Source organism: Lysinibacillus sp. FSL P4-0201 (genome assembly GCF_038593425.1).
GTDB classification, from domain to species: domain Bacteria; phylum Bacillota; class Bacilli; order Bacillales_A; family Planococcaceae; genus Lysinibacillus; species Lysinibacillus capsici.
Genome location: NZ_CP151995.1, coordinates 2,381,501 through 2,405,750, shown reverse-complemented (window position 1 = coordinate 2,405,750; position 24,250 = coordinate 2,381,501). Strand labels below are relative to the sequence as shown.

At 36.0% G+C, this 24,250-nt stretch carries 24 protein-coding genes and 1 pseudogene; 10 read left to right on the top strand and 15 right to left on the bottom strand.

All coding sequences use genetic code 11. The annotated features are described in order from the left end of the window. The first annotated feature begins 278 nt into the window (after positions 1-278). Both MKY76_RS11995 and MKY76_RS11990 read left to right on the top strand, forming a co-directional pair. On the top strand, positions 279-752 hold the full coding sequence (locus tag MKY76_RS11995) for a DinB family protein (protein WP_066036724.1): 474 nt from the start codon (positions 279-281) through the stop codon (positions 750-752). A 156-nt stretch (positions 753-908) separates the two neighbouring features. Next, entirely contained in the window at positions 909-1,187 is a 279-nt protein-coding gene (locus MKY76_RS11990; protein ID WP_066036725.1) for a hypothetical protein, read from the top strand. 402 nt (positions 1,188-1,589) lie between these two features. Here the strand turns inward: MKY76_RS11990 and MKY76_RS11985 are convergent, their stop codons facing one another. Then, entirely contained in the window at positions 1,590-2,459 is an 870-nt protein-coding gene (locus MKY76_RS11985; protein WP_342556584.1) for a LysR family transcriptional regulator, read from the bottom strand. Between the two features lie 91 nt (positions 2,460-2,550). Between MKY76_RS11985 and MKY76_RS11980 the strand changes: the two genes are divergently transcribed. The 5 genes and pseudogenes from MKY76_RS11980 (at position 2,551) to MKY76_RS11960 (ending at position 7,247) form a co-directional block, all read left to right on the top strand. Next, a complete protein-coding gene (locus MKY76_RS11980; RefSeq protein ID WP_257960957.1) occupies positions 2,551-3,738 on the top strand; it encodes an MFS transporter in 1,188 nt (395 codons plus the stop codon). Between the two features lie 128 nt (positions 3,739-3,866). Next, complete coding sequence (locus MKY76_RS11975; RefSeq protein ID WP_257960958.1) at positions 3,867-4,124, top strand: hypothetical protein; 258 nt, start codon at positions 3,867-3,869, stop codon at positions 4,122-4,124. Positions 4,125-4,791: 667 nt separating this feature from the next. Further along, positions 4,792-5,362, top strand: a pseudogene (locus MKY76_RS11970) (GntR family transcriptional regulator). Between the two features lie 87 nt (positions 5,363-5,449). After that, on the top strand, positions 5,450-6,298 hold the full coding sequence (accD, locus tag MKY76_RS11965; RefSeq protein ID WP_054550179.1) for an acetyl-CoA carboxylase, carboxyltransferase subunit beta: 849 nt from the start codon (positions 5,450-5,452) through the stop codon (positions 6,296-6,298). Further along, positions 6,291-7,247: an acetyl-CoA carboxylase carboxyltransferase subunit alpha gene (locus tag MKY76_RS11960; protein ID WP_315058433.1), complete on the top strand. Its 957-nt coding sequence runs from the start codon at positions 6,291-6,293 to the stop codon at positions 7,245-7,247. The genes accD and MKY76_RS11960 overlap by 8 nt, the downstream gene beginning before the upstream one ends. A 793-nt stretch (positions 7,248-8,040) precedes the next feature. Here the strand turns inward: MKY76_RS11960 and MKY76_RS11955 are convergent. Further along, positions 8,041-9,438: an MFS transporter gene (locus MKY76_RS11955; protein WP_115673615.1), complete on the bottom strand. Its 1,398-nt coding sequence runs from the start codon at positions 9,436-9,438 to the stop codon at positions 8,041-8,043. A 117-nt stretch (positions 9,439-9,555) separates the two neighbouring features. Here MKY76_RS11955 and MKY76_RS11950 point away from each other — a divergent pair, with 117 nt between their 5' ends. Continuing rightward, on the top strand, positions 9,556-10,443 hold the full coding sequence (locus MKY76_RS11950; RefSeq protein WP_048392734.1) for a LysR family transcriptional regulator: 888 nt from the start codon (positions 9,556-9,558) through the stop codon (positions 10,441-10,443). Between the two features lie 672 nt (positions 10,444-11,115). Here MKY76_RS11950 and MKY76_RS11945 read toward each other — a convergent pair. From MKY76_RS11945 to MKY76_RS11920, 6 genes are all read right to left on the bottom strand, one after another. After that, on the bottom strand, positions 11,116-12,996 hold the full coding sequence (locus MKY76_RS11945) for an alpha/beta fold hydrolase (RefSeq protein WP_342556583.1): 1,881 nt from the start codon (positions 12,994-12,996) through the stop codon (positions 11,116-11,118). Positions 12,997-13,053: 57 nt separating this feature from the next. Next, positions 13,054-13,620, bottom strand: a complete 567-nt coding sequence (locus tag MKY76_RS11940) for a TetR/AcrR family transcriptional regulator (protein WP_288582591.1) — start codon at positions 13,618-13,620, stop codon at positions 13,054-13,056. Positions 13,621-13,929: 309 nt separating this feature from the next. After that, positions 13,930-14,877, bottom strand: a complete 948-nt coding sequence (locus tag MKY76_RS11935; protein WP_342556582.1) for a serine hydrolase — start codon at positions 14,875-14,877, stop codon at positions 13,930-13,932. A gap of 190 nt (positions 14,878-15,067) precedes the next feature. Next, complete coding sequence (locus tag MKY76_RS11930; protein WP_115673612.1) at positions 15,068-15,829, bottom strand: glycosyltransferase; 762 nt, start codon at positions 15,827-15,829, stop codon at positions 15,068-15,070. Positions 15,830-15,843: 14 nt separating this feature from the next. After that, positions 15,844-16,398 (bottom strand): GNAT family N-acetyltransferase, encoded by a 555-nt coding sequence (locus MKY76_RS11925; RefSeq protein ID WP_016991743.1) that lies wholly within the window; start codon positions 16,396-16,398, stop codon positions 15,844-15,846. 47 nt (positions 16,399-16,445) lie between these two features. Continuing rightward, the gene (locus tag MKY76_RS11920) at positions 16,446-16,940 is read right to left on the bottom strand and encodes a DinB family protein (protein WP_054550171.1); all 495 of its coding nucleotides are present in this window, start codon (positions 16,938-16,940) and stop codon (positions 16,446-16,448) included. A 194-nt stretch (positions 16,941-17,134) separates the two neighbouring features. Between MKY76_RS11920 and MKY76_RS11915 the strand changes: the two genes are divergently transcribed. Beyond that, complete coding sequence (locus MKY76_RS11915; protein WP_257960965.1) at positions 17,135-17,521, top strand: hypothetical protein; 387 nt, start codon at positions 17,135-17,137, stop codon at positions 17,519-17,521. 109 nt (positions 17,522-17,630) lie between these two features. On the opposite strand, the gene MKY76_RS11910 is transcribed toward MKY76_RS11915, so the two are convergent. Further along, positions 17,631-18,227, bottom strand: coding sequence for a hypothetical protein (locus MKY76_RS11910; RefSeq protein ID WP_315058419.1), 597 nt, complete (start codon positions 18,225-18,227; stop codon positions 17,631-17,633). 296 nt (positions 18,228-18,523) lie between these two features. Here MKY76_RS11910 and MKY76_RS11905 point away from each other — a divergent pair, with 296 nt between their 5' ends. Then, positions 18,524-19,015: a PaaI family thioesterase gene (locus MKY76_RS11905; protein WP_048392750.1), complete on the top strand. Its 492-nt coding sequence runs from the start codon at positions 18,524-18,526 to the stop codon at positions 19,013-19,015. Between the two features lie 82 nt (positions 19,016-19,097). On the opposite strand, the gene MKY76_RS11900 is transcribed toward MKY76_RS11905, so the two are convergent. The 6 genes from MKY76_RS11900 to MKY76_RS11875 all read right to left on the bottom strand — a co-directional run bounded on the left by MKY76_RS11900 (position 19,098) and on the right by MKY76_RS11875 (position 24,168). Then, positions 19,098-19,946, bottom strand: a complete 849-nt coding sequence (locus tag MKY76_RS11900) for a copper amine oxidase N-terminal domain-containing protein (protein ID WP_259950139.1) — start codon at positions 19,944-19,946, stop codon at positions 19,098-19,100. 145 nt (positions 19,947-20,091) lie between these two features. Further along, a complete protein-coding gene (gene dut / locus MKY76_RS11895) occupies positions 20,092-20,529 on the bottom strand; it encodes a dUTP diphosphatase (RefSeq protein WP_048392753.1) in 438 nt (145 codons plus the stop codon). Between the two features lie 12 nt (positions 20,530-20,541). Then, positions 20,542-21,510, bottom strand: coding sequence for a class 1b ribonucleoside-diphosphate reductase subunit beta (gene nrdF / locus MKY76_RS11890; RefSeq protein ID WP_004229921.1), 969 nt, complete (start codon positions 21,508-21,510; stop codon positions 20,542-20,544). Next, positions 21,498-23,591 (bottom strand): class 1b ribonucleoside-diphosphate reductase subunit alpha, encoded by a 2,094-nt coding sequence (nrdE, locus tag MKY76_RS11885; RefSeq protein ID WP_269898457.1) that lies wholly within the window; start codon positions 23,589-23,591, stop codon positions 21,498-21,500. Before nrdE ends, nrdF begins: the two co-directional genes overlap by 13 nt. Then, entirely contained in the window at positions 23,588-23,947 is a 360-nt protein-coding gene (gene nrdI / locus MKY76_RS11880; RefSeq protein WP_342556581.1) for a class Ib ribonucleoside-diphosphate reductase assembly flavoprotein NrdI, read from the bottom strand. Before nrdI ends, nrdE begins: the two co-directional genes overlap by 4 nt. Continuing rightward, positions 23,944-24,168, bottom strand: coding sequence for a glutaredoxin (locus MKY76_RS11875; RefSeq protein ID WP_342556580.1), 225 nt, complete (start codon positions 24,166-24,168; stop codon positions 23,944-23,946). The genes nrdI and MKY76_RS11875 overlap by 4 nt, the downstream gene beginning before the upstream one ends. Positions 24,169-24,250 lie beyond the last annotated feature (82 nt).

Below are 24,250 nucleotides of genomic sequence, written 5' to 3'. Positions count from 1 at the left end.
GTAGCAGGTGGAAGTACTTATATGCCAAAGCTCAATAATGGGTTGTGCTCGTCTAGTTAAACTAACGGTAGCGATAGTTCAACTAGCTATAAGCGATCTTAGACATATTTTAGTTATTCCGTTAAAGTGTACGATTGTTCAATAGAACAGTCGCTTTATACTAACGGAGCAGGTTAGTTTAATAAATTTTCGTAAAATTCAAGGATTCTTACCCAATAAAAAAGAATATATATTTATTAAAATTTTAAAAAGCGTTACTTGAGAAAGGAGATACTGAATTGGAGGATTTAATAAAGGAGTACAGCTTAGGATACACAATGATTTGGGATGCCATCGAAGGATTAACAGAGGAGGAGCTTCGATACAAACCCGCACCAAACAAATGGAGCATTCATCAAATTCTCATACATGTAACGGATTCCGAGATCTCAGCCACACCTAGGCTAAAAAAAGTATTGGCAGAGGATGAGCCAATACTGGTCTCATTTGACCAAGATGCATGGGCGAATACCTTGAGTTATGACTTATTGGACCGTGAACAGTATTTGCATCTTTTCAAATTGTTACGTACTAGTATGCAGCCTATTTTGGACAATCTAACGAGTGAACAAAGCAGGCGAGTGGGGATGTACATAGATCAGGAACGATTCACATTTAAGCAATTACTTGAATTTCGCGTACAACATGTTCGCGACCACCTTGATCAAATTGAACGGGTAAAGAATTCATATCGAGAGAAACAACCAAATTAAACCTATTTAAACCACAGCAAAGAGGGAACAACATGTGCTTTTTATAACGGGTTAAATTAAAGAGTATTCTTCGAAGATATGTAATGAACAAACATAGAAAACTGGCTTGAATGGTAATCGCTATGAACTAGGGGGGACGGAAAAAGGGGTTTAATAATGAAATTTCTTACATGGGGTGTAATTGGAGCTGCTATCTTGGGTAATAACAAGAGGTTGCAAAGTGGAAATCTTCAGCAATTCACAAAAAATATATCGAACAAATTAAATTTACAGAACACACAACAAATGATGCAACCTCTACAACAAATGGCACAACCAATGCAGCAAATGACTCAGCCTTTACAACAGATGAACCAATTACAACAGCAAACAACTCAATCGTCGCAACAGATGAAACAACCTTTACCCTGTCATCTAAGTTCTTCAGAGTCTTGAGTTAGTTCGGAAGATGAATCAGCTGCTGATTGAAAAGAAGTAATAAAAACAAGTGTGAGTACAAAAGTGATTAACATTTTTTATTTTTCTTTAATCCTCCTCTTATACCTTTATCAAAATTTATTGTATTTTTTCCTATACTGAATAAAGTATGTCTTATTAAACAATCGGGCGCTTTTCTGAAAAAAGGAAAGCGTCTTTCTTCATGAAAAGGGCCCAATTATTGAAAAACATTTTTTTATGAAAGGCTCCAAAACGGCGCTTGGGGACGTTCCACTACACTTGTTAGGTGTTTTTAATAAATCTAAAAGGCCTATACATAAAAATTCCTTTTTCTTTCCTTTTATCATGAGTTACATGAATAAAGGAAGTTCTATTTTGAAACGTAATCGCTCCAAATGTTCACTTAAAAACATTTTTTGCCACATGGAGAAATTCCTTAACTGCAGGAGAAGCATTTGCAATAGAATGACAGGCAAGTGCTACTTCACGGCTGTTTTCAATATTTAGTTTGCTGATTTTTATGTTTTGCTGTGTCTTTAAGTATAATTCTGGACCTATCGTAACGCCAAGTCCTTCCTGTACCATATTAGCGATGGTTGTACAGTCGTGTACTTCAAAAAGAATAGATGGTTTAATTTGCGCTTCTGCAAATAATTCCTCAACATGTGATTGGTACATCCCTGTTGGCATAATAAAGGATTCATCCATTAAATCATTCATTTCTACAATTTCTTTAGAGCGGAAATGATGAGCAGAGTGATAAGCGACTACCATCTTGTCTTTAATCAAAGGAACCAAATCGAAATTTGGGCTTGATTTTCCTTTTACTACAAATCCAATGTCAATAATGCCTGAACCCAACCATTCCGTAATTTCCTCATAGGTTCCTTCATAAAATTTAAATTCTATTTTAGGATGCTTTTTCCGGAATTTTGCAAGTAATTTAGGCAATAGGCAGGAAGAAGCACTTGCAAAAGTGCCGATACGAATAATACCTGTTTCCAAGCTTGTCATAAGTGCAATTTCTTGATTAATGACTTCCACTCTTTTCAATATTTCTCTGATATGCGGCAGAATTTTTTGTCCCATTTCTGTAAGTGTTATTCCTTTTTTTCGATCACGAATTAATAAAGAAACTCCCCATTCAGATTCTAAACTTGCAACTGCATGGCTCACGGCAGATTGAGTCATATTTAATGTTTCAGCAGTTTCTGTAAAGCTTCCTAGCTCGACTACTTTTGCAATGATTTCGTAGCGCACAATAGTCATGAGTAATTACTCATCTCCCTTATCAAAAACATCAATTTTACTTATGTTAACATGGAACTTAAAATAAAAACAGCAGTTCAAATATAAGGAGATGTACAAATTGAAAAATAATATAAATCAACTAATCATCATACTTTTAGCTTTAGGAGCTTTTGTAACAGGAACAGCAGAGTTTGTTGTTTCTGGAATTTTAGAACTGATTTCTTTTGAATTAGATGTTTCAATTTCAATAGCTGGCCAGTTGATTACGATTTATTCTTTATCTTATGCTATTGGAGCATTGGTATTGGTCATGCTAACGTCTAAATTTGACCGTAAAAAAGTGCTTTTAAGTGCCATCTCTATATTTATTCTAGGAAATCTAGTTGCATTTTTCAGTTATAATTTCGTCATTCTTATGTTATCCCGAGTCATTATGGCAATGAGTGGAGGGTTGTATATTGTTGTTGCCACCAATTATGCCGCTCAAATTGCAGTTCCAGAAAAAAGAGGTAGTGCAATGGCAACAGTCATTACAGGTTTCACTGTTTCATTAGTACTTGGAGTGCCTATTGGAACATTTTTAGCTGGACATTTTGATTGGCACTATATTTTCTTGATCATTGTGCTTGGTACAGTTTTTTTAATGATAGGTCTTTATAAATTATTACCAACTATAAAAGGAAACCAACCGCTGCCATTTACACAACAGCTACAAATAATGAATGATAAACGAGTCCTAACTGGTTTAATGACAACGATTTTTTGGATTTTAGGTTATACGATGGTGTTTGCCTACATTGCTCCATTATTAAGTCATACTGCTGGTTTTTCTATAGAAATGACAAGTATCGCATTATTTGTTTTAGGCACATTTGCTTTTATTGGCTCACGCTTTGGAGGATATGCGGTAGATAGATGGGGACCTAATCGAACAATAACATTAAGTTTATGTGTTCATATCATTTCTTTATTTGTACTAGCATTTACACAGTATAGGGCAGTGGGTGTATTTGTCACACTAGCTTTTTGGGGAGTAGCAACTTGGACAACGACACCAGCAAAGCAGTTTTATCTGATTTCACTAAAACCACAATCCTCTGAAACAGTACTCAGTTTTAATACCGCCTTAATGAATGTGGGAATGATGCTGGGCTCTGCATTAGGAGGAATCATTATTCAATATACTAATATAGAAAATTTAAGCTGGATTGGTGGATTATTCGTAATACTCGCACTTATTTTTATCAGATGTTCTTTCTACCTAAATAAAAAAGTTATGAAGCACCATCGACTTTAATGAATTAAAAAGTAATTTCTAAACTCAACTGACTTGATATTCAGGGAATATTAGGTATTGTTTATATTGAAGAAATAACTGATTTTACTAAGGAGACTATTTCAGTAATTCGAGATGAAGTTTTGTTAATGGTTTTTTCGATGTTTTTAAACACTTATAGTACTGAGACAATTAATAAGATTCAATCTAGTATAATTGAACATTCAACAGTTCAAGAAATACAAAAAAATTATCGTAAATCTAAATCAGATTATTTACCTTATGATTTAGGGATATTACGTAATGGAAGTTATATAAGATTTGGGAAAAGCCGACAATCTAAGCCTATTCAAGAAACAAAAATTTCTAAAAATACAATAGTTGAGGTAATAGAAAGAAAAAAATAATTGGGTAAGAATGCAAATAGAAGAAAATAATAGCTGTTTAAATGGATGGATAGAGGAGTTAAAAATTAAAAATTGTTGATTGATATTAAAAATCTAAATAGAATACTTAAAAATCAGAACTGTCCTTTAAAGTTCCAAACTTTCTAAGGGCAGTTTCTTGTTTCAAAAGCTCTTTTTTAGAATTTAATCATTACTCATTTTTAATAAACAACAAAGCAGCAAGGAACGGTTTCTGTAACCTTATTCCCGCAAGTTTTTCCTCTTGTTCAAGAGCTTTTACTAGAAGATGAATTGCTTTACATTGAGAGAACGCTTGAAAAGCGCTTTGGTAGACCTCAAGTGAAAATAAAATATGCACAAACGACGAAAAGAGTATGAAATTGAAGGGAATTTTAGAAACTGCATAAATTTTTATGCAGTTTTTTCTTTACTTTCAAATAATTATTTTGTAAGATAAAGCCAACTTCAAAAGTGGCCAGACCACTTTTGAATTCATTCAGTAAGAGACGCCATCATCTGAAGGTGGTGGATTTTGTTTCTTTTTAGTAGGTATCCAAACACCTACTGAATGAAGATGAAGCCTTTGGATGCATTGTTTATCTGCGCGAAAGGAAAGCGACAGCAATAATTATTCCAAGGCGAATAGATTGACCGAGGAGTTGATCGTATGGATAAAAAAACCGAACAAAAGAAAGTGTTTTTAGATATCGTCCAACAATTACGACAACTTATTAAAATAGAAAAAATACAGGCTGGTGAAAAGTCACCTTCCGAAAGAGTCCTTTCAGAACGTCTAGGTGTCGGGCGATCCTCTGTGAGAGAGGCATTGCGAAGTTTAGAGTTATTAGGTCTTATTGAAACGAGACATGGGGAAGGACGTTTCTAGCTTCTACAAAAGCATCAGCTCGTAGAAATATTGTCGATGTTTATATTAGAAGATGAAAAATCAAAAAGGATGCGAATTAACGCGACAAATTCATGATAAGGAAGCCATTCGCGTTATAAGTTGTACAGAGACTCTGCGAACACTACCAGTGTGGGGCAGTTTTTTTGTAAAGCTAGAGATAGAAAGTACGATTTATTGTCGGGATGTTTAACGAGAAATAATCATCACGTCAGGAAATCGTCTTTCACTAAAAGTTTGGTTTCAGTTAGCAGTTTATGCCGGTGACCGTTTAAATCGAAACTCAACAGAAGAAGAAAAATTAATCATTCAAACTATGTTGAAATCGATATAGCTTGGCTATGAAAAAGAAGCATTAAAAGCTTACCAACAGTGGATGAATGCTGAACAAGGCATTTAGACAACAAAGGGGGAGTAGAACATGGTAGTACGTAGCTTATTTAGTAAAAAGAAAGAGGACAGACAGGAAATGGGATTTCCAGAAGGACTTATGACAAAATGTCCAGAATGCCGTCACATTCAGTTAACAAAGGAATTAGAAAAAAATCATAAAGTGTGTACAAAATGCGACCATCATTTCAAAATGACTGCACAGGAGCGCGTAGCATATCTCTTAGATGAAGGTTCATTTGTTTCAATGGATGATCATTTACAAACAAGTAATCCACTTAATTTCCCTGATTATGTAGAAAAAATTTCAGTGGCTAAACAACAAACGGGATTAAGCGAAGCTGTACTGACTGGGTTAGGTACTCTTGATGGAGAAGAAATTGTTGTAGCCATTATGGATTCTCATTTCCGTATGGGCTCAATGGGCTCCGTTGTAGGAGAAAAAATCACACGTGCCGTTGAAAAAGCTATTGAATTACGTGTACCGGTTATTATTTTTACTGCTAGTGGTGGAGCGCGCATGCAAGAAGGTATTCTATCATTAATGCAAATGGTAAAAACGAGTGTGGCATTAAAACGTCATAGTGAAGAAGGACTATTATTTATTTCGATCATGACGCACCCTACATACGGTGGCGTTTCAGCAAGCTTTGCTTCTGTTGGAGATATTAATATTGCAGAACCGCAAGCATTGATTGGCTTTGCTGGTCGCCGTGTAATCGAAGAAACATTAAGAGAAAAATTACCAAATGATTTCCAAAAGTCGGAGTTTTTACTAGCGCATGGTCAGCTTGATGCAATTTTCCATCGGAAGGATTTACGAAACCAAGTAGCAATACTTGTAAAAATGCATACAAAAGGCGGTGTGCAATATGTCTAAAAATTTAGCTTTTGAAGAACCAGTCGTACAATTACGAGAAAAAATTGATGAATTAAAAACGATTGCTACAGAGGCAAATGTAGACATGACAGGCGAAATCGAAAAGCTTGAAACACGTCTAACACAGCTAGAACAATCTATTTATGCCAATATGAAGCCATGGGATCGTGTACAGGTTGCTAGACATCCAGAACGACCAACTACTTTACAATATATAGAAGCGATGTGTGAAAACTTTATTGAGTTACATGGAGATCGTACATTTGGTGACGATGCAGCTATTCTTGGAGGAATTGCTCTCTTTGAAGGACAGCCCGTAACCATTGTTGGACATCAGCGCGGAAAATCAACTAAAGAAAATATTCGACGAAATTTTGGTATGCCACACCCTGAAGGATATCGTAAGGCATTACGCTTAATGAAGCAAGCTGAGAAATTTAAGCGCCCAATTATTTGTTTTATTGATACAAAAGGAGCCTATCCGGGTAAGGCAGCCGAGGAACGCGGCCAAAGTGAAGCCATTGCTAGAACTCTCTCTGAAATGGCGATTCTAACAGTACCAGTTATTAGTATTGTTATAGGGGAAGGCGGAAGTGGTGGTGCCATTGCATTAGGGGTAGCTAATCGCGTCTTTATGTTAGAGAACTCAACGTATTCGGTTATCTCGCCTGAAGGGGCTGCATCGATCTTATGGCGAGATGGTAGCCTAGGGAAGCAAGCTGCAGAAGCAATGCGGATAACAGCACCTGACTTAAAAGAGCTCGACGTTATTGATGGAATAATCCCTGAAATAACGGGTGGAGCACACCGCAATGTTGTGAAGCAAGCATCTTATATAAAAGAATGTATAAGCGTCACACTAAAAGCATTGAATTCTCTAAATGGCGAACAATTAATTGAAGATCGCTATGAGAAATTCAGAAAGATTGGACAATATACAGAAGTTTAATTTCATTTTTAGGTTATTGGACATGTGAATTTGTTTGTAAAGAGATAAAAAATGTTTCCTAAATAAATTAATATCCTAATGAATGATGGAAGAAAAAAGAATTGTAGTTGGTAAAAAAGATTGAGCATTTATAATAAAGTTCGATTATTTGTAATATAGTTTGATAAAAATAACTTCGTATTTAAATAAAACCCACGCATATTGATCAAACTTTTTTCAAAATGCGTGGGTTTCTTCTATTATAAAATCAACGATTGCAACAAACTTTTAATCAAACTTTATTCTAAACCAACACTTTTGTGTCTTATTAATTTGCTTTAAGTGACCATTTACACAGAGTAATTTAATCTTTATTAGTTTTCATCTGTCCATAAAAATAAAATGTCTAAAAGTTCTTGTTCATATACAAGTACAGATAGTATGGGTAGTTGATGAATCAAGGCCCTCCTCCACGCAAAATAATTTTAGTTTACATAATATAAATTATAGGAAGTTATGTTTCATTAAAAAGTATACTAATAATAGTGAGACAAAATGAATTTAAAATGTAATATGAACCAATTCTTTTGTTGTAATCCTCATTCCATTGAATAACTTGCTCCATCCGTTTTTGACCTGCATTTCTAAGGGTATTCGCGGCGAAAGTTTGCGCTCTCGCATTCAACTTCTGGATGACTTTCTCATCTTGGGGTTGTTTATCCTTTTGCATTTCCTTCCAAGCTTGATCTCATGAGGACCATTCCTTGATACTAACAGTTGTCATAACATTCAACTCCTATTTTTATTTTTTGTTTTAATTGCTTGTATTCGGTTCATCCAATTGCTCAGAATATCTGAGGCGCAGACTTATAAATACTAAGACCAATGCAATGACCGTTAGGAAAACTCCCAGCAATCGGAATCCTGTCAAGTTGAACGCACCTCCCATAATGATACCTGTCAACAGTGAAGATAAAATTGTTCCCAAGTATCTCGATGTATTAAATAGGCCATATGCTACACCAGCAATTTCTTTTGGAGAGCTTTTAAACAAAGCTGCCTGCATACTAACAGCGTTTAGCCCGTTGCTAAAACCGAATGCGGCTAACGCCAGGCACACACTGATGACTGGTGAACTTTGCGTCCATGTCACAATCCACACTGCCCCCACTACCATCAGTAATGAGGATACAATCAATGCAGGTCTTGGTCCCGATTTACCGACCCATTTCCCTGCTATTGGCGAAGCTACAATCGAGCTCAAGCCCAAGGTTAACATAAGAATCCCTGTCTGAAATTCACTGACATGACGCACCATTTGCAGGTATGATGGAATCCCAAAAAAGAGTGAATAATAAAGTAAGTTAACTAGCAAGTATTGTATATTGACCCAAGTCATCCCTGGATATTTGGCGAAGGTGCGTAAAGGAATAAATGGCGACATTGTTTTTAGCTCATGTTGTACGAATATTCCCAACGCAACGAGCCCGATTAGCACAAAAATGACATTCCATAGAGAGAAATGCCCAGATGATTTCGCTGACAGCAAGCCAACTAGAAGTGCAATCAGACCCACCGCAAAGAGCAGAATTCCTGGCACATCAATCACACCCAGTAATTTTTGAAACGACATGTCACGTGAAACAATTGCTGCCGATCCATCATTAGGAATCATTTTCCAAGCTAATATAAAGCTCGCCACAACAAACGGGATATTGACGATGAAGATCGCTGGCCAGTCCCACCATTGAATAAGTACTCCTCCTGCAAAAGGTCCTATAGCTGCCGCACCGGATAGGAAAATCGATAAACCTGCTAAAGCATCTGCTTGCTTTTCTGTAATATGAATGCGTACGATAGCTGTTCCAACTGCAATCAGCATACTAGTTCCGATTGATTGTACAATTCTGGACACTATAAGCCATCCGAAATTTGGAGAAAATGGAGCCAGAATAGAAGAAACTAAGGATACTAGAAGACCAGCTAGAAATATCTTTCTCCGACCGAATAAATCACTAGCCTTCCCCATTACAGGTTGGGCGATAGCACTAGCGATATAAAATGAAAACACAATCCAGGAAACAGTAGTAAAATCAATGCTATACACATGTTGCAACCTAGCAATAGCAACAGAAATCATTGATGAATTTAAAGGGTTTAATAATATTCCTAGTCCAACGGATATCATTAACCACCTGCTACGAGAATTCATATTTTACCCCCCTTTATATTTGTTACATTGATATCTTACTTGAAATTTTACATTCATTCCAACGCATTTAAAGTTATGATATCATTGACCAAAAGGAATGATTGGAGAGAAAAAGAAATGGAACTTCTTCAACTACAATATTTTCTTGAGGTAGCTCGATTAGAGCATGTAACCGAAGCTGCCCGAAGTCTCCACGTTACGCAATCGTCGCTAAGCAAAACGATTCAGCGTCTGGAAGAAGATTTAGGGGTACCTTTATTTGATCGCACAGGCAGGAAACTGCGATTAAATGAATTTGGCAACAAATTCATTCGTCGCGCGGAAAGGGCTTTGTTTGAGTTGGAACAGGGGAAGCAGGAGATTAGCGATTTGTCCAGAGCAGAATCTGGTACACTTAAGCTTGCGGTAACCACAGCAAGCACTTTGCCCCAGATAATGCGAGAGTTTCGTAAAAAACGTCCTAATATCCAATTTCATGTGCAAATGCTGACCACACTGGAAATGGTCACGCTTTTACATCGAGGCGAAGTCGATTTTTGCTTGTCGTCCTCTCCTTTTCAAGGGCAAGACATCGAATGTCAAGTTGTCTTTGTTGATCCCATTCTTGTTGCAGTTCCTAATGGGCATCGGCTGGCAGACCGAAGTAGCGTATGTTTAACAGAACTTAAGGATGAAAGCTTTGTAGGTGTGAAAAGAGGATACGGCACTCGTGATTTAGTAGACGCTGTATGCAAATCGGCTGGAATTGACCTTAAATATGTGTATGAGGGCGATGAACCTACACGTTTGATCACTCTTGTAGAAGCTGAAATTGGACTTGCCTTCATACCAAGCACAGCAAAAATATCATGGGAAAAGATTAAATATTTGCAAGTTGAGGATCATGAACTTGTACGTGATATCGCTTTATTATGGCATAAAAGTCGATACATGACGCAAGCTTCATTGGAATTCCGCAAGGTAGTTCTAGACTATTTTGAGGCAATATCAAACCAGTCCAATTAATCTTATTGCATGACTCGTACCGATTCGATGAGGTTAAGGAACAACCTACTATTAAATTGAGTATTATAACTTCTAACGAATAACGTACATAGTATATTTATTAGTTAGAAGTTATGCCCTGAAGTTACTCTACAATCTGGCCCAATTGTTGAATGAAAGTTTAATATATGTTAAAAAACTTAATACATTGGTGCCTAAGATAGTATTACTTTAAAAAATAGTTTCCCCATTTCATATAATAAAAAAGTTGTTTTCAGCTGCCATATCCAATAAGAGGACAAATGAACATAGGCGATTATTTACGAATGCTCATTGAAAAAGATATTAATCCTCAATCACCTCGATATCTATTAAATCGTTTTATAAAAATGCAATTAGATCTTGAATTATCTTCAAATAATTCTTTTAATGTCTCTGTTGGAATATGAATAATTTCGTAGTCCCTTTCGTCTTCCCCATACTCTAAAAAAGAATTTTCTTTAAATAAAACAATATACTGCATCAAGTTTCCTTTTATTAAATTCGTTCTTCTTGATTCCTTAATTCTGAAGAATAATACTAAATAACCAGTCGTCAAATAAATTTCGACAACTGGTTAGGTATATACTTTTTCAGCTGTAATATATCAGTAATTTTCACTGCTACCTGTAGAAAGGACACTAAATAGTAGTTTTACCGAAGCAAGATCTCAGCTTCTTTTGCAAATTCATTACTGTTTTTTATGACCAAATTAGCCGTTTCACTCGGATGGCTAAGAGGAAAATGATGACCATATGGAACAAAATCAACCTTACCCAGATGTGTAGGAGCAGAATAGCCTCTGTCAGAATCCCCCCAAATAATGTGAAGATTATACTTTGTTACTTCATTGAAATCACCTTGAACGTTTTTCGATAGTAAACTATTAAGCTGAACCGTAGTATTTAAAATTCTAGGAGAAGTAAAACTTTTACTTAGTTTTTCAATATAATGTTCAGGGATGCTCTCTATACTTTCAAATAAACCATTACTTAATAAATATCGCTCTATCAAATTAGTAGTTGCCAATTTCAATGTCCATTTGTTCATAAATTGAGGAACATATATCGATTTAGCATTTATTTTAGTAATAGGTGGCTGAAGTAAAGTAATTGTATACTTCTTATCTATGTACTTTTGTACTAATGCTTCCAAAAGAATATACGCACCAAATGAATGGCCAATTAGATGGGCGCCGTTAGTAGCTTTCTCCAATAACTTTTTTAATACATTCAAATAGATATTTAAAAGATTTTTCTCGCGTTTAAAAGGAGAACGTCCCAAACCTGGAAGATCCAAGATCCATACAGGTTGACCCGTTTTTTCATGAAGCTCATGCGCTAAAGGAAATAAATCCTCCCCATCACTCAATAAACCATGTAATAAAATAAACGGTTTTCCTTCTCCGTGTAATTGGTAAAGGGTATTGTTATCGCATAATGTTCGCTCAAATAAATGATGATGTTCACCATTTTGATACATCAATCGATAATCCAGATCAGCTACTACGGCAGGGAAAAAGTTCATGACACTCATCTTCTTAAACCAATCTCCCCCCCTCATGTTTTTCACCGAACCATTTGAAAATGTTCGTTTTGTGATAAAATTCAGTCCATCAGAAGGAATGTTTGTTATTTTACTTACTCCACTTTTCATTATTGTTTTCATAAGCGGCATTGGAAAAGAGATTTTTGGTGCCCTCATATTCATACTTTCCGACATAACACTTAATAATTCAGCAATGTTCGGATCGTTCTCTTTGTCATCAACAAGTGTATATGTTTGAATAGCCGGCTGCTCCAATTTGAAAACCTGCACAATAAACTTCGCAAACTCATCGTTTGAAATCAGTGGCAACCTATATCCCTTACCTCCCGGAATCACTGGCATGAGCCCTCTTCGCATACTTGTCACAAGCAAACCTAATCCTGCTATCTGCTCTGTACTCCCTGTTTTACTACTACCAACCACAGTTGGCGGATTAATGACAGACAGCGGATAACCTACTGCTGATGCCTGTTGACGGATATAAAGATCAGCTAAAAATTTTGTTTTCTCATATGGATTTTTTATTTTTAAAAATTTGTTTCCTTCTTTAAATACATCTATCGCAACCTTGCTATTATTATCATCGAAGGGACTCATGTAACCTACAACATGAATAAATTGCTGCAAGCCCTTCAATTGATGAATACTTTTAGCGAATTCACTAATATGTTTGGCGCCATTCAAAAATACAGAAGTTGCCTCTTTGTTTGTCGCTTGAATATCCATGGAGCCTCCTGCGTGAATAATCACATCCGTTTTCAATACCAACTCCTTATCTTCAGCACTTAGACCTAAGTCTATTTTCGTTAAATCACCTTCAATAAAGTGCATATTTTCCTCTTTTAAGATGTCTCTTTCCTGAAAAATCTGTGTTGCTTTACTTTTCGACCTCACTAAAAGAAGAATGTTCACATCCTCTTTGGCTAATTCATTCACTAATTGCTTTCCAATAAAACCTGTTCCACCCGTTAAAAATACTGTTCTCATAAAAATCCTCCTAGTAGTACTACATAGTACTAATTTGATGTAAAAAAAATGCTTCTTTTACCGAAGCAAGTTAAACAAATGATCTGCTGTTTTCATGATTACAGTTGCATCCTCCAGTGTTTCTGAAATAAATAGCGCTCCTTCAAGATTTGTAATAAAAAGAGATGCAACCTCGTCAATATTTATTGTCTTTCTAAATTCACCATTCTCTACCCCTTGTTTAAGGAATAAAGAAACTTTCGTTTGTAAGCCTTTAAAAAAAAGACCTATTTTTTCTTTTACTTTTGTGGCATTTGTAGGACTTTGAATATAAAGCGTAATAAATGGACAGCTCCCCTTATATTCTCTCGTCTGAACTCCTTGTGTTATTTGCTTTAAAAACAATTTGATACGATCTTCAACTAATAATTGGTTTTGAGATAGTAAGTCATCTATTGCAGATTGATACATTTCAATCCAATAATCAACGACCCCTTCCAACAATTCTTCCTTATTAGAGAAGTGATAATACACATTAGACTTTGAAACTTTGCTTACACGAACTAATTCATCCATGCTTGTATAAGCAAACCCTTTTTCTAAAAATAATGTTGCAGCTACTTCAATTACACGTTTTTGATTCATTAATTTTACCTTTGTCATAATTAGTACTATACAGTACTACAATGGGTGTTGCAAGTATTATTGTTAGTTTAAAAAAATTTTGATTAAAAATGCGAAACTTTAATTGATTTTAAAAATGTCATTTTGAACAAAGTTGAACGGATCCCCAAAACTGTTTTGGATGGCTTGTAATTATTTGCTTTTATGCCCATTAAGGATGATTGACAAAATTGATGCATTAATATCCTTCATTCAATATAAAAACTCCATTTTGATTGATGATGATCAAAATGGAGTGTATTTACCATAATTTTTTATTATCCCTAGCTGTTATTCAAACCATGGTATTATATGCTTTCTAATCAATTCAACACGATCCTTGGCACGTGGCATAAAGCGCGAAGTAATCGAAATGACCATCTTCTTTTGAGGATTTATGAATATTACATTTCCACCATCACCCAAAGCTGCATAGCAATCATCAAGTATCCACCACAAATAACCATAGGTCAGCTTTCCTGATCGACTTTGTACTTTAGTGCTGTCCTCTATCCATTGAGAAGAAAGTATTTGGCGACCGTTCCATACACCCCCATTTAAATAGAGCTGACCTATTTTGGCCATATCTCGGGTTGTTAACGTAAGTCCCCAACCAGCGGTATTTACTTCCTTAGGATCTACTATCCAGCCAGTGACATATTTATCCTTCAGAAAAGCGAAATAGTCTTCTTTATTTTGTATAGTTGTATTTGTGGGAGCTTTGATTGCAAGAGGTTTAAACAAGTTTTCTGTAGCGAAATCAAGAACAGATTGACCAGTGGCAGTTGTAAGAACACCTGATAAAATATGTGTGCCAACGGTAGAATAGTTAAACACCCCAATACTACCTTTGCCCCCTAGCAAATCCAATGCAGCTTTTACCCAGTCATCACTTGAATATACTTTCGTATAAGGCTCTGACTTGTATTTATAGGGTGCAGTCATTGACAACAAATTTGCTATGGTGATGTTTTGAATGGTTTTTTCGCCACGTTTCACTGTATAATTTGGAAAAAAATCTAACACATGCTGTTCTATATTTTTCATATATCCTTTATCAATTGCCATTCCAATAAGAATGGAGATGATACTTTTAGTGACAGATGCTATATGCAAAGCATCATCTGGGGTGTACCCATCAAAATATTTTTCGTAAATTAAATGATTATCTTTTCTAATAGCGATGCCTGCTATATTGGAATACTCTTTTTCTATTAAATCTTCAAAGTTATTCATCATTCTGATTGTTAGGGTTTGACACATTGACGTCAGCTATATCAATCCCCATCCTTTCGCTAAAATGAATCATCAATATTGATGTAATAAAGAATATTTTATTATAAAAAATTATTCAATTCTTTTCTTTTTTCCAGCTAGTGTGATAACAAAAAAACGTTAATCCTTGTTCGATTAACGTTACGGTTTCTTTTTATCTATCTTCATTTTCATAATATGCTTCATTCGCATGTTTCTGATCTGTACCTTTAAGGTATGCTAGGATCATTTTAGGACGTTTAAGTAAAACCCAGTCTCCATGCTTATCAAATTTTCTGCTTGAAGTGATCATTCCATTTTGAATTGTTCCGTATTTTTTTCCGTTCTTTTTTCCCCAATCTTTTAATCGTTTAGCAAAATCGGCATCTTCTGCCATGAGCATATTTTCATTAAATCCATTAATTGCTTGAAAATCTTTTTTGTAGCACCAAAAGATGCCTACAGAAATTGCACCATATTTTAAAAATATTGGTCCGATTAATAACAAAGCTGAAACAAAAATTCCTAAGGACATTCTTTCAAACTTTCCTGTAACGCCCCCGCCAATGTACTTACCTGTGCTTAAGTTCTCCACTGCCTTCGATAACACATGTTCGTTCATCTGTGTATCGGCATCAATTGTGACGATGATTTCCCCTCTTGCTATATCAACGCCAGCGTTCCTAATCTTCGAAAGGTTCTTATCGCTATTTTTTAGTAGGATACAATTATACGATTTTGCAATTTCCTCTGTTCTATCTGTACAGCGATTTAAAACAACAATAATCTCTACTTGATTTTCAAAGGATTTGGAAGCCTTTAAAATAGATTCTAAGCATTTTCCAATGTATTTTTCTTCATTATGGGCTGGTATGACTATTGAAATTTTTATATCCTCTTTCTTTTGCACTTCTAAAGAGTTCTCCATGTCGTACATACAGCTCCTCCCTTTTAAATGTCTTCTGCATTTATAAAATAAACCAGCTGATCAGTCCACTTGTTGTCCTCGTATATGAATCCTTTCCTCGTGCATTCATAAAGCATCCCAACATTTTCTGCTAATTTTATAGATGCCGTATTGTCGAGGTTTATATGAGCTTCTATTCGATGATAATTTAATTTTTCAAATGCTAGATCAATCGCTGCCTTTACAGCCTCTTTACCATAACCTTTTCTCCAAAAATGGTTATGAATGGTATACCCGAACCTAGCCCATTGAAATTCTTCCCTCATAATTGTGGAAAAGTCTACAAAACCAATATGCGTATTATCTGTTTTTCTAAATACTCCAAATACATACACCTTATCATCCTCAGCCATCTGATGATGCTTAGTAACTAAATCACGAAACCATTCTTTCGTACAGATGCTCATATCTAATTTACCTTCATCGTATTTATGCTGGGAAGGTAAACGATTTTCATATTGCGTAAGCCAAGAAGAGTAATCTCCCTCTTCCATTAATCGAATAATTAATCGTTCTGTTTTCGTCATTATCTTAGTCAATCGAACACCTCATACCTTTCTAAATAGCGATTCATGGAAGTAGTTTACTAGGCTTCTTCGTCTGCAGAGGGGCCGTAGATGCCTGGTACTGGAATATCGAGAAGTCGCAAGTATACCCCAAGCTGCGCCCGATGATGGACCATGTGGCTTAATCCGAAGGTGCGGAACGCAATTGCTCGAGGCTCTTGGCGAATAATATGGTCACCATGACGTAGTGCCCATTCCTCTCCGAGCGTTTTCTCATCACATTCAGTAAGCATCATTTCCAGTTTTCTTACGTTTGTATCGAACTCATCCAGAATGTCAGCTCGCTTTTCTAATGCCTCTCGTCGTAACGGAACGGTGGAAAGATCAAAGTCTAAGTACTGTAAAATAGCCATTTGCCAGTTTAGCAGATTGATTAGGTGCGTGGCCAGACCTCCTAGTGTCATTGATTTCTCATGTGGCCTCCATGTCATATGCTCGTCGGGCAAGCGTTCCAGCATGCGACGAGTAGAAGCCAATTCCTGTGTTGTATCCCCAACAATCAATTGTTTAACCATAAAATCCCTCTCCTCCCTTTTAATCAGCATACTATAAATTCCATTCAAGGGGAAAGCTCTCAAATAAGTTTTTATGCTATGGTTAAACCTTTTTTTTAGACTGTTAGAATATGTAAATACTTTGAGGGTTTTGCAGTTTGAAGAAATGTTCATAAGGGAATATACTAGATTGAACAAAAAGGGGTGAAGACAAGGTGAAAATAAAAACAATTTTGTTGTTAATGATTTGTTCCTTAGCGTTAGTTGCTTGTAACGATCAGAAAGAAGCATCGAAGGTGATAGAAATTCAAGAATTAATTAATTTTGATGAAGTGCAACCCGATACTTTACAACAAATCTCCGATGCGAAAGATATTAAAATTATAGAAAAAACATTTAAAAAAGCTAGAGAATTCGGTGAGGTCGATAACGAAATTGCTCCGCAGTATAAGATCAAACTAAACGATGATGAATACTATCTATGGATTGATAATACAATCACTGGGACAATAGCAAACGTAAACAGTAGAAATATGTTCTACAATATCCTAGCCACCGATGAATTTAAAGAGGCCATTAATTATCGAGAGCAAAATAAATGATTTTAAATAATAGTAGCAACGATCTGTAAGAAACATAGATTGTTGCTATTTTTTAGGGTATGTTTTATATTATCTAGCTTCATGTTGCTGGGAATGTTCTCTCACTTTTTCAACGGATATAGAGCCCCTCCGTATTAGCAACCTTTTCTAATAACTCAAGATTATGTTGGCTGTAAATTAAAAAGGCTAAGCCATTCCCACTAAATACAATATTCTCCTCAGGTAAAATAAAATGTAAATGGAGATGGTCCGAAACAGCTAATTTTATTAGTGAAATTAACATTGTGTAATCATCAATGTTTAATAAAATGCCTTCTGTAAGATCTTTAGGTATAATTTTACCCCACTCATTCTCGTAGACTTTATAATACAATTGATCCTTATATAAAGGATCTGGTAAATAATAAAATGCATAAAATTCAGATGATTTTAACCACATCAATTCAAAAAATCTCTCAAATTTTTCTAGGCTTTTCTGGTACGAATGATAATCCTGCGTTTTTTGTTGGAAATCGACCATCTCTAATTTATCGAAGAATACTTCAACTTGACTATATTTTTCATTACTTTTTATCTGATAAGGGTAAATATCAAGTATTTTAGCACTTTCATAATCATACAATTGCTCTAGTAATTCTTCTAATTTTTTACTGTCTTTATTAGTTGCTTCCTTGCAAATACAATCGATTATATTTTTTAATGACATACCTTTTGACTCCTTTAATTCCTTCTTCAGCACAGCAATGCAACGATCATAGTATACCATCTTTCTATTGTTGCACCATGCCAGCGTTTTACAAGCTATGCAGCTTTTCCTACTTTCTGATACCAGCCCTCCCCATCTGTCACTAAATTTGTCCAACTTTATGGTAGTGCTTTCTTACATAGTTTAAATAGATGGAATATTTAGATTTTTATTGATGGAATGGAAATGATTAATTATACTTAAATGATTAACGTTCGATTAGAAACAAATAATACTAGAGTATTGGGGAGAGAAGAATGGAAGAATTAAAAGTAGAAAAAGCAATTCAAGATATTTATCCAGATGATATCGCTTGGTGTTATGGGTGTGGCCGTTTGAATGATGATGGTCATCATCTTCGCACGGGGTGGCATGGTGATAAGACGATTACAATCTATACACCTGAATCAAAATATATGGGTATTCCAGGATTTATCTATGGTGGTTTAATTGCTTCATTAATTGATTGCCATGGAACAGGGTCGGCAGCGCTTGCCTTGCATCGTAAAAATGGACATGAAATTGGTGATGGAGCGGAGCCACCTCGATTTGTAACGGCTAACCTTAATGTAGATTTCCTAAAGCCAACACCCCAACATGTTCCATTAAAGGCAATTGGCACTGTTGAAGAAATTCATCCGAAGAAATGGAAAGTAGAAACTGAAGTTTACGCGCAGGATACGCTTTGTGCTCGTGGAACAGTAGTTCTTGTAGTCATGCCTAGTACTTTTCTAAATAAAAATGATTAGCATTTTTTATCCTCACTAAAATAAGAAGAGCACATCTTATTTATAGATGTGCTCTTCTATTGCGTTTTTAATGGATTCATAATCAAGGAACTGTATTACTAATAACTGTCACAAAGCCATTTCTCTTAGCAGTTTCCATTAACGAATAAATAGAGTCACTGGCAGTTTTGTTAAACTCATACCATTGGTCAACAGCTGCGTCATAAATCAACACGTCTGGCTGTCCAGTCAAAGGTTTATCTGAAGATTGCACCAACGAATAGAGATCATAACGTGCTATGCTACTACCTTCCTTGTTCAGGAAATCATATTGGCCCATTTTATAATAGCCCCCAATTACGGTGCTATGGACAGACCATGTGTAGTCGTTAGGCTGTTTTATCTTCTTGCCCATATTTTTAGTAAATATACGGTGCATTTCTTGCATATAGGCATTGCCATTGATTTGCTCGACTACTCCCCCCATTGTCATGTGGTATTCATGAAGTAATGCTTTCACTTCCACACCCTTAATCATCAATGGCTCTGTATCGATAGAGATCGTTAAATGATCATAATGAACTTTACAGCCAAAGATTTCTGCTAGAAAACGTAATGGTACAATGGTGCGTCCATTCTTTAAGTATGGCTTTGCATCCAATAATACCGTTTTTCCATTTGCTGTGGCTTTACTACTGTTTAACTTTAAACTGACTTTCATCTCACTTTGGGTCAGTATCACTTGCCCATCCGACCAATGCACCTTAGCCCCTAAATTTTCACTAATCACGCGTAAAGGTACCATTGTTCGATTGTTTTTTATTTCGGGCTTCACATCCGTTTGTACTGTCATACCGTCCACTTTTAGTTGACTACTAGCTGCTGCAGCAGTTGTGATAGATGTAAGAATGACAATCAACATAAGGAAAATACCTGAACATATTTTTTTCATGATTATTAGCTCCTTTAATTCGCTATCATTACTTCATTCCATATGTACCCTATTATTTCCTCCTGCTATTAGCAACGGTAACAAAAAAATCCTGCATTTTCGCAGGATTTTTAAGTAAACTTTATGCGGTTTATATATAGGTACGCTATTTCGTACCACTTGCACCAAATCCAGATTCTCCACGGACCGTTTGAGATAATTCATCTACTTCCACTAATTGAATAGAAGGAACAAATTGAATAACCATTTGAGCAATGCGCATTGATTTTTCTACGATAAATGGTTCTTGACCATGGTTGATTAAAATAACACCGATTTCGCCTCTATAGCCTTCATCTATAGTGCCTGGGCTATTCAGTACGGTTACACTATGCTTTAATGCTAGTCCACTTCTTGGTCGAATTTGGGCTTCCGTTCCCTTAGGTAACTCAATCTGAATACCTGTCTTAATGAGTTTGGCTACGCCTGCTGGGATTTCTACTGCTTCTATGGAATAGAGGTCCATGCCTGCATCACCAGGGTTGGCTTGTATCGGTAGCATGGCATCAGCGTGAACTTTTTTAATTTTTACTTCTAGATTCATTGTTCTTCATCCTTAACGATTAAAATTGAATGTGTCATCTGTGATTGGCGCAACTTTTGCCTTGGCATAGGTAGCACCCTTTTGTGAAAAGAAATCATATGTGGAGCCTTCATTACGAATACCATTCATCACAATTGGATTGACTTCCTCTTCTGGGAACATGGCTTCAAAGCCGACATTCATTAAAGCTTTATTAGCATTATAACGTACATATGCTCGCACTTCAGGTGATAATCCTGTTTCCGCATAAATATCATCTGTATACTTCATTTCATTTTGATATAAATCTAATAATAGCTCATAGCCCCATAAATGTAGCTCTTCTTGCTTTTCCTTTGAAAATTGCTTGAATAAATTTTGAGCAAAAAATCCAACTGCTACCCCATGGATAGATTCATCGCGCAAGATGAGTGAAATAATCTCGGCACTGTTTCGTAGGAAGCCTTGTCCTCCTAAGTATAGTGGATAGAAAAAGCCAGAATAAAACAGGAAAGATTCAAGCATAACGGATGAAAACATCGCTTTCCATAAGCTCTCTGGATTGCCTTCTTCAATACTATTATAAATGTCTGCTATTTTATTGGCTTTATACTGTAGAAATTCATTTTTCTTGACCCATTCAAATAGCTCGTCGATTTCTTCGTTTGTACAAAGCGTTGTGAAAATATAAGAATAGGACTTGGCATGTATCGCCTCGAATGCATCAAAAACGGTTAGGACAGCCTTTTCCTGTAAATCGTCTGTATAAGCAGCAACACGATTCATTCCGATATTTGTTTGTACAGTATCCAGTAAGGTTAATCCTGCAAATACTTTTTTATATGTGTCCTGATGCTCAAAGCTTTTCCATTGTTTAATATCTTTACTGACCGCAATTTCTTCTGGAAACCAAATTTGCTTCCATTGCTGGTCCCAAAATATTTGGGCAAGCTCACTTGTTGCCTTATTCCAATTGACTGCCTCATAAATTATATTTGACATGCTACACACTCCTCTAAGCTTTGTAATCGTTGACGAACATAGTAAACAGACTTAATGCCCTTTATCCACGCATAAATGTATACTTTAGCCAATTGTTCGGTTGTCCAATTGTCCGTTACATAAAGCGTCATGGAAATACCTTGGTCAACGTGCTTTTGAGAAGCTGCATATAAATCAATTAAATCATACGGATTTACATCATACGCCTCCACATATAAATGACTATTGTCATTTGTTAAATGAGGCATTGGATAAATGGTTCTACTATCGGCGTAATCACGAACCTCTACGCGCTCTGTACATGGTGCGATTGAAGCCGTACAGCTACGAATATATGAAATACTACCAGTTGGTGCAATAGCCAAACGATAGGAATGGAATAGACCGTACTGCATTACATCCTGCTTTAACGTTTCCCACATCTTGTTTGTGATGATTGGAATATTGCCAAGCGCCTTCAACACAGCAGGCGATAGTTCTTCTTCAGTTTTATTGATATATTGGTCAAAATAGCTACCTGATGCATAATCACTGTCCTCAAATCGGTAGAAGGTTGCAGCTTTTTCTTTCGCCATTTCCATCGAAGATTTCAGAGAATAATAGTTCATCGCTTCCATAAAGTGATCCATGAAATCAATGGAATCTTTTGAGCCGTACAGGATGCCTTCTGTCACGAGATGCCCATGGAGGTTCATACAGCCAAGCCCTACAGAATGCATTAATTGATTGGCTTTTGCAACAGACGGAACATTCTTAATATGCGTCATTTGCGATACATTCGTTAATAGGTGCATGGCTGTATCGACTAATGCGCCGAAATCCTTGACTTTACTTGCTGCATGGATATCGATGGAACCTAAGTTACACGATACATCTAATCCATAGTCATTTGGTTGATCCTGGTCCGTAATGATACTTGTCTCTTGTACTTGTAAGATTTCTGTACATAAATTGGACATTTTGACACGTCCAATATTTTTTAAAGGATGTACCTTATTGACATTATCATCAAAGATTTCAAACGGATAGCCTGATTCAAATTGTGCTTTTTTCACCTCTGTGTAAAGCTTTCGTGCATTTAAACGTTTAATTTTACGAATTTTAGGGTTATCAAGTAGCTCGTAGTACATGTCTGAAATAGAAATTTCAGACATACGTTTGCCATATTCTTTAAAAATATCGTATGGACTAAACAAAACAATATCCTTATCACGTTTCATCAGTTCGAAGAAAATACTAGGTATAATAATCCCTGTTGAAAGGGTAGCGAGGCGAATTTTATCATCAGCATTTGGTTTTTTTGATGAAATGAAATTTTCTATGTCTGCATGGAAAATATTTAGATAGACAACACCTGAGCCATTTCGTTGCCCTAACTGATTCGAATAACTGAAAGAATTTTCTAACAGTTTCGCTACTGGGATGACACCACTTGCACGATTTAATATCTCTTTAATTGGATCACCTAATGGACGTAAATCTGTTAAGTTGACCCCAACTCCACCACCAAGGCGTGATAGCTCTAAACAATAGCCAATATTTTCAGCAATACTATTCATGGAGTCATCCATTGATAATTTAAAGCAGCTGACTAATTCACCACGTGCTTTCTTACCACTATTTAAAGCAGTTGGTGTTGCAGGCTGATAGGCTTCCATCATTGCTTCGACAGAGCGTTCTGCTAGAGCCGTGTTGCCTTGAGCTAAATACAAAGCAATAATGACAATACGATCCTCATACTTTTCTAAGATTTCTTCCCCATCACGACTTTTCATAGCATAGCTATCGTAAAATTTGCTTGCGCTCATAAAGGATGGAAAGCGGAAATTATAATCATAGGCTTTCTTGTACAGCTTCTTAATAAATTCCATTTCGTACATGTCGATAAATGCTTTCTCATAGTAGCCCTCATCAACTAAATAGCGGATTTTTTCTTCAATATCTATAAAATAACGCAAACGTACGTTAACATACTCTAAAAAGTAGCGGCGCGTAGCTTCGCGGTCCTTTTCTAACTCCAGTAATCCAGTTGTACTATAACGATTCAGTACGTCATTATTAAGCTTTAAATAGGTTTTCATCTCATTACCCTCGTTTCATAAAACGTTTGTATTGCTTCGTAATCCGTTTGATTACCTTGTAAATCTAATTTCCTTACTAAGGGTACATGATAGGTAGCAGCGATTTTCTCACCAGCAGCGCCAAATACATGATGACCGAAGTTACTATTCCCACTGGCAACTACTCCTTTACAAAAATCCCTGTTTTTTTCTAAGAAACGTTGTACCTTTGCTGGAATGTCACCTAAACCATCTGTGTAGGTAATTAAGAGATATGGCTTGTTCAATCGCAATTCTTCCGAGAGCTCGATACATTCTGCCTTTAATTTGGATACAACATTTCGGACATTACCTGTACGACTCGCGTAAACAATCATAGGGCAATCAACTCAATTTGAGAAACAATTTCCTGAACATCTCCTATGAAAGTTTCATTCATCTCTAAAACAGGCACACTTAAAAAACCTGCGTCAATAATCGTTTGCTTTGCTTGTTCATCGTGATCGATGTTAACAATTTCAGCTTCAAGTCCTACACGTTGTAGTTCAGATTTTACCCATAGGCATTTTGGACAAATTGTTTTCGTATAAAGTTTCATAGAAATCCCTCTTTTCATAAAATAAAAAAGCCTATCTCCTCTAGAGAGATAGGCTAAATGGAAACGTTAACATACCAAAAAT